The organism is uncultured Granulicatella sp. (genome assembly GCF_938030755.1).
GTDB lineage: Bacteria > Bacillota > Bacilli > Lactobacillales > Aerococcaceae > Granulicatella.
In genome coordinates this window covers 1-3,880 of sequence record NZ_CALHIF010000053.1, presented here as the reverse complement: position 1 = coordinate 3,880, position 3,880 = coordinate 1, and the positions used below count along the sequence as shown (strand labels likewise).

The following is a 3,880-nucleotide window of genomic DNA, read 5'->3' as shown; positions in this document are numbered from 1 at the left end:
TCATTTTTTGTTTAAATTCATCTTTAGTAATCGTTACACCATCGATATAGTTTTCATCATCGATTGAAATATTCATTGGTACGATGGAGATTTCAAATTGTTTTACTTCCTCTTCAGTTAAATCTGCTGTCGAGTCCGTTACAATATATACTCTAGACATAAAGTCACTCCTATCAAATTAGTTTACATCTTATAATAGCATATTTTTCAAATAAAAACCTATATTCAATATCAATGAGGAAAAGGTTGAATTATGTTACAATAAGTAAGCAAATGTAAGCTTGAAAGGATGAAAGTGATGGATGGAATCCTTCCATTATGGAAAGAAAAAGGCATGACGTCATTCGACTGTGTCTATAAAGTCAGAAAAATATTAAAAACAAAAAAAGTAGGCCATTCTGGAACGCTGGATCCTGAAGTAGATGGAGTGCTACCGATTTGTATTGGGAAAGCGACTAAGGTTGTTGAGAATCTTCATGAAGCCAATAAAGTCTACAAGGGAGAAACCACATTAGGATTTTCAACTGAGACGGAAGACGCACATGGAAATATTGTATCTACAACGCCAATTGAAACACCTTTTTTAAATCAAGAAATTGACGAAAAAATGCAGGAGTTTATTGGAGAAATTACTCAAATTCCGCCAATGTATTCTGCAGTTAAAGTGAATGGGAAACGACTCTATGAATACGCAAGATCCGGAGAAGAAGTGGAACGACCTTCTCGTAAAGCAACAATTTTCGACTTCAAACGGATTTCAGTGCCAGTGTATAATGAAGATAAGAAGACGCAATCATGGAAGTTTGAAGTGAGCTGTAGCAAAGGGACTTATGTTCGAACACTTTCTGTTGATTTAGGAAAATCGTTGGGTGTTGAAGCTCATATGTCACAATTAACCCGTGTAAAAAGTGGACCTTTTCATGCAGATGATTGCATTACATTAGAGCAGCTAAATGAACTTGTTGTAAACGATAAAGTTCAAGAAGCACTAAAACCAGTAGATATTGTATTCGATGAATATCCTCGAATAATTTTAACAAAGGATGAATTTATCCGTTTTAAAAATGGTGCCCTTTTAACACAAGATGAGTTTCCACAAATTGTTGCACCGACTGCTTGTTATTATGGAGACCAACTTATAGCAATTTACGGTCCACATCCTATTAAAAAAGGCTTATTAAAACCGATAAAAATGTTTTAGAAAGGAGAGAAGAATGCAAACAATTGAGTTATCACACCCTTATACTAAAGAGTGTATTGTTCAGGAACCGATTGTACTCGCTTTAGGATTTTTTGATGGAATTCATTTAGGGCATAAAGAGGTGATTATTACAGCAAAAAAAGTCGCAGAGAAGCGCGGTTATAAAGTAGCAGTGATGTCTTTTAACCAACATCCATCTGTTATTTTCCAAAATGTAGATCCTAATAGCATTCAATATGTCTCACCACTAGAACGTAAGAAGGAATTATTAGAAGAACTAGGTATCGATATTTTCTATTTAGTAGATTTTACAAAGGAATTTGGAGCCCTTTCTCCGCAAGAATTTGTCGATCAATATATTGTTGGATTAAACGCAAAAGTTGTTGTTGCGGGATTTGACTATACTTATGGTAAACGAGATATTGCGAATATGGAATTGTTACCAAAGTACGCTTCTAATCGTTTTGAGATTATTTCGATTGCTGAACAAAAGAAAGATAATGGAAAGATTAGTTCTACTGCTGTACGAGATCTACTACTACAAGGTGAAATTGAAAAAGCTAACGATTTGTTAGGTTACGAGTACATTATGGATGGGATTGTTGTTCACGGCTTTGGACGAGGTAGTAAAATGCTTGGATTCCCAACAGCGAATATTGAAGTGTCAAACGATACATTCCTTCTAAAAAATGGGGTCTATGTTGTTGAAATGCTAGTAGAAGGAAAATGGATTCCAGGAATGGCATCAATTGGGATTAATCCAACTTTTGATGATGTCCATAAAGTAACGATTGAAGTAAACTTGATTGATTTTGATAAAGATATATATCATATGCCTGTTCGTGTCAAATGGTTGAAGTATTTAAGACCAGAATTGAAATTTGACGGCATTGATGCGTTAATCGCTCAATTAAAGAAAGATGAACAAAACACAAGAAATTATTTCAAGACAGAGAGAGGTTGATTCTCTATGTGGTATTTAAAGAACTATGATGAACTAACGAAGGAAGAAGTTGTTGCGATTTACAAAGCTAGAATCAAAACTTTTATCGTCGGCCAAGATTTAAATTACCAAGAAATTGACGATATGGACAAAAAATCATGGCATCTATTTGAAATGAATGATGCTGGGGAAGTGATTTCTTATTTACGAATTATCCCTGAAGAAGATAAAGTTAGTCTTGGTAGAGTACTGATAGACAAACGATACCGAGGCAAAGGAAAAGGTCGAGCGTTGTTAGAACGAGCTAAAGAAGTATGTAAAGAGTGGTTTGTAGATAACGTAATCGAGGTTCATGCGCAAGCACAATTACAAGAACTATATGAATCACTTGGTTTTGAAGTCGTTTCAGAGCCGTATGATATTGTTGGAATCAAACACGTTACTATGGAGTTGTATTAGGAGGAAATCATGATTACACGTTATACACGTCCAGAAATGGCAAAAATTTGGTCCGATGAAAATCGTTATAATTGTTGGCTAGAAGTTGAAATTTTAGCAGCTGAAGCGTGGGCAAAGCTTGGAGAGATTCCGAAGGAAGATGTAGAAAAAATACGCCAAAATGCTAAATTTTCTGCAGAACGTATTTTAGAAATTGAAGAAGAAACTAGACATGATGTTGTTGCATTTACAAGATGTGTCTCTGAAAGTCTTGGAGAAGAAAAGAAATGGGTTCACTACGGATTAACGAGTACAGATGTAGTGGATACTGCTTATGGCTATCAGTTAAAACAAGCCAACGATATTTTACGTAAAGACTTAGCAGACTTCCTAGAAATCATTAAAGAAAAAGCATTAGCCTACAAAGATACAGTATGTATGGGTAGAACGCATGGAGTTCATGCTGAACCAACCACGTTTGGTTTGAAATTAGCGTTATGGTATTCAGAAATGAAGCGGAATATAGAGAGATTTGAACGTGCTACCCAAGGTGTTGAAGCTGGTAAAATCAGTGGAGCAGTGGGAACATTTGCGAATATTCCACCAGAAGTTGAAGACTATGTGTGTGGAAAGCTAGGAATTCGTCCTCAAGAAATCTCTACACAGATTTTATCTCGTGACTTACATGCGGATTACCTGTCTACAATTGCGTTAATTGCAACGAGTATCGAGAAATTTGCAACAGAAATCCGTGGGCTTCAAAAATCTGAAACACGTGAAGTGGAGGAGTTTTTTGCAAAAGGTCAAAAAGGTTCTTCAGCAATGCCACATAAACGTAATCCAATCGGATCTGAAAATATGGCAGGACTGGCTCGTGTCATCAGAGGACATATGGTTACAGCGTATGAGAACGTGAACTTATGGCATGAACGTGATATTTCACATTCTTCAGCTGAACGTATTATCATTCCAGATAGCACGATTTTACTAAACTATATGCTTCGTCGTTTCGGTAATATTGTTAAAAACTTGACGGTGTTCCCAGAAAACATGTTACGTAATATGGATGCGACTTTTGGCTTAATCTATAGCCAACGTGTGTTACTAAAACTAATCGATAAAGGCATGAGTCGAGAAAAAGCTTATGATTTAGGACAACCATGTACAGCACAAGCATGGGACGAAAAACTTCCATTCCGCGCTGTTTTAGAAGAACAACCAGGGGATAAGAGTCAAGTTTTAAAATTTTCAAATAGAACGAAAGATGAAGAGGCATTAAGTAGAAGACAGATTTCTTG

Annotated in this window: 5 protein-coding genes; 4 read left to right on the top strand and 1 reads right to left on the bottom strand. The window is 36.0% G+C overall.

Annotated elements, in window-relative coordinates; translation table 11 throughout:
* On the bottom strand, positions 1-160 hold a 160-nt coding region (locus Q0594_RS05320; RefSeq protein WP_298730262.1), incomplete at its 3' end, for a DegV family protein.
* A 138-nt stretch (positions 161-298) separates the two neighbouring features.
* Between Q0594_RS05320 and truB the strand changes: the two genes are divergently transcribed.
* The 4 genes from truB to purB all read left to right on the top strand — a co-directional run.
* Positions 299-1,201 carry a tRNA pseudouridine(55) synthase TruB gene (gene truB, locus Q0594_RS05315; protein WP_298730260.1) on the top strand — a complete coding sequence of 301 codons (903 nt, stop codon included), beginning with the start codon at positions 299-301 and terminating at the stop codon, positions 1,199-1,201.
* 13 nt (positions 1,202-1,214) lie between these two features.
* Entirely contained in the window at positions 1,215-2,165 is a 951-nt protein-coding gene (gene ribF, locus Q0594_RS05310; RefSeq protein ID WP_298730258.1) for a riboflavin biosynthesis protein RibF, read from the top strand.
* Positions 2,166-2,171: 6 nt separating this feature from the next.
* Positions 2,172-2,603 (top strand): GNAT family N-acetyltransferase, encoded by a 432-nt coding sequence (locus Q0594_RS05305; RefSeq protein ID WP_298730256.1) that lies wholly within the window; start codon positions 2,172-2,174, stop codon positions 2,601-2,603.
* Positions 2,604-2,612: 9 nt separating this feature from the next.
* Positions 2,613-3,880: adenylosuccinate lyase (purB, locus tag Q0594_RS05300; RefSeq protein WP_298730254.1), on the top strand; the 1,268-nt coding region annotated here is incomplete at its 3' end.